2 protein-coding genes are annotated in these 2425 nt (G+C 59.1%); both read left to right on the forward strand.

Annotated elements, in window-relative coordinates:
* Positions 1 to 3: 3 nt before the first annotated feature.
* Positions 4 to 780: an ABC transporter ATP-binding protein gene (locus AC1D1Z_RS36340; protein WP_477853654.1), complete on the forward strand. Its 777-nt coding sequence runs from the start codon at positions 4 to 6 to the stop codon at positions 778 to 780.
* Between the two features lie 25 nt (positions 781 to 805).
* Positions 806 to 2053, forward strand: coding sequence for an SfnB family sulfur acquisition oxidoreductase (locus tag AC1D1Z_RS36345; protein ID WP_477853652.1), 1248 nt, complete (start codon positions 806 to 808; stop codon positions 2051 to 2053).
* Positions 2054 to 2425 lie beyond the last annotated feature (372 nt).

Here is a 2425-nt window from a genome sequence, read left to right on the forward strand (position 1 = left end):
CCTCTGGAAACCACCCTGCTTGCGGTCGATGGTCTGAAGGCGACGTACAATAACGCCATCACCGCGCTCGACGGCGTCGGTTTCCACCTGGCGCGCGGTGAAATCCTGGCGCTCCTTGGCGCTAACGGTGCGGGGAAGACGACGACACTCAAGGCGTTGTCCAATCTGCTTCCAGCCGAACGTGGTCAGGTCGTTTCCGGCAGCATCTGCTTCGACGGGCTCGATGTCCTGCGCACAAGCCCTGCTGCACTGGTGCGTGCCGGTCTCGTGCAGGTGCTTGAAGGTCGCCATTGCTTTCGCAGCCTGACAGTCGAGGAAAACCTTGTCTCCGGTGGGCTTGGCCGCGGCAGCACGCGCGCTGAGATCGCCGAAGATATCGAGAAGGTCTACACACGTTTTCCCAGGTTGAAGGAAAAGCGTCGTGCACTTTCCGGCCTGACCTCTGGCGGCGAGCAGCAGATGACGGCGATCGGCCGGGYGCTGATGTCGCGGCCGCGCCTTCTAGTTCTCGACGAGCCATCCATGGGATTGGCGCCGCTCGTCGTCCAGGACATTTTCCGGACGCTGCGCCACCTCAATCGCGAAGAGGGTCTTTCCATCCTTTTCGCGGAGCAGAACTCCGCAATCGCACTGAAATATGCCGATCGCGCCATCATTCTCGAAAACGGCGCCACGGTGCTGACCGGTGACGCACAGGATCTGCGCGGGCGCGATGATATCAAGTCTTTCTACCTCGGCAAGAGAGCCGTGGCTCCCTCCATCCCGGCCGTTGTCGGCTAACCACAATTCAAGAGGAGACACCACCATGACCCTTTCCACTATTAATACCGAGTATGCCGCAAAAGCTGTGCCCCCTGTTCCGCGCCCGTCGGAACCAGCCCACATCGTCAAGACTGATGCCGAAGCGATTGCCATCGCGAAGACACTTGCGGCAGAGTTCATCAAGAATTCGGCCGTGCGCGACCGCGACCGCATCTGGCCGGTGAAGGAACTGGACGCGTTTTCACAGAGCGGGCTTTGGTCTATCAACGTGCCCAAGGCCTTCGGCGGTCCCGAAGTCTCTTATGCAACGCTTGCGAAGGTCATCGAGATTATCTCGGCGGCCGATTCATCCATCGGCCAAATAGCGCAAAACCACCTGGGCGTCGTGGCCGCGATTCGGACGGTTTCGGACCCAGCCCAGCAAAAGCTGTTGTTCGCGGAAGTGCTGAGGGGCACGCGCTTCGGCAATGCCTTCTCCGAATTCGGATCCAAGCGCGCAGTGGATTTCGAAACCAAGTTCATCGATGCCGGCGATCATGTCGTTGTCAACGGCCAGAAATTCTACTCATCGGGGGCGTTGCTCGCGCATCTGGTGCCGATCGTTGCACTCGATAGCGAGGGCAGAGCCTGGTATGCGATTGCCGAGCGCGACGCGCCAGGTTTGACTGTCATCGACGACTGGTCCTCCTTCGGCCAGCGTACCACGCTGTCGGGGACGGTCCTGCTTGACAATGTCAGAGTGCCGAAGACGCACGTGGTGCCCGGCTACAAGGGGTATGAGGTGCCAACTGCGGACGGAGCGATCTTCCAGATTATCCAAGTGGCGGTCGATACCGGTATCGCGCAGGCCGCGATAGACGAGACCGTTAGCTTTGTGCGCACCAAGAGCCGCGCCTGGGTGGATTCCGGCGTCGACAACGCCTGGGATGATCCCTACACGATCCAGGCGATCGGAGACTTGACGCTACGACTGCATGCGGCGCAGGYGCTGCTTGAAAAGGCAGGTTATGCCATTGATCGGGCGATCCTCGATCCTAACGCGGAAACCGTTGCGGAAGCCCAGATTGTTACTGCCGAAGCGAAGATCCTCTCCACTGAAATTGCGATTGCGGCCACCAACAAGTTGTTCGAGCTGGCGGGAACGCGCTCAACCCTTGCCGAGCACGGGCTTGATCGCCATTGGCGCAACGCCCGCACCCATACCCTCCACGACCCAGTCCGCTGGAAGTATGCTATATTGGGCAAGTATTTCCTGAATGGCGAGAAGCCACCTCTCCATGCCTGGAGCTGAGGTTTCCGATCTGCAAAGCACCCGGTGGTCAGGTGCTTTGCGGATTATGCCTTGCAGCGCTTAGAAGATAGTAGGCGGTTTTCGCCGTCGTCAATGAGTACGCTTCAGAACGCCTCGCGGTCTCGCCGCCAAGGCAATATTTCACTGCTTTAGAAACGACGGCCTCCGATCTTCAGGTCGCGGGGCAGAGCTACTTGTTGAAAGCGCCTGGACGACTGGTTTGCGTGCAACCTCCATCGACGCGCGATCAACATTGTCTGCCGATCATTTTGGAGACGGCTTCCTGTCCCCAACAAAGAACATCCGAACGCCGAGCTGCCCTCCGGCGTTGGTCGCCTTGGCCTTGGATTGCGATAGACAATTCATAAAATG

This window comes from Rhizobium sp. P1_E1, from assembly GCF_056406015.1.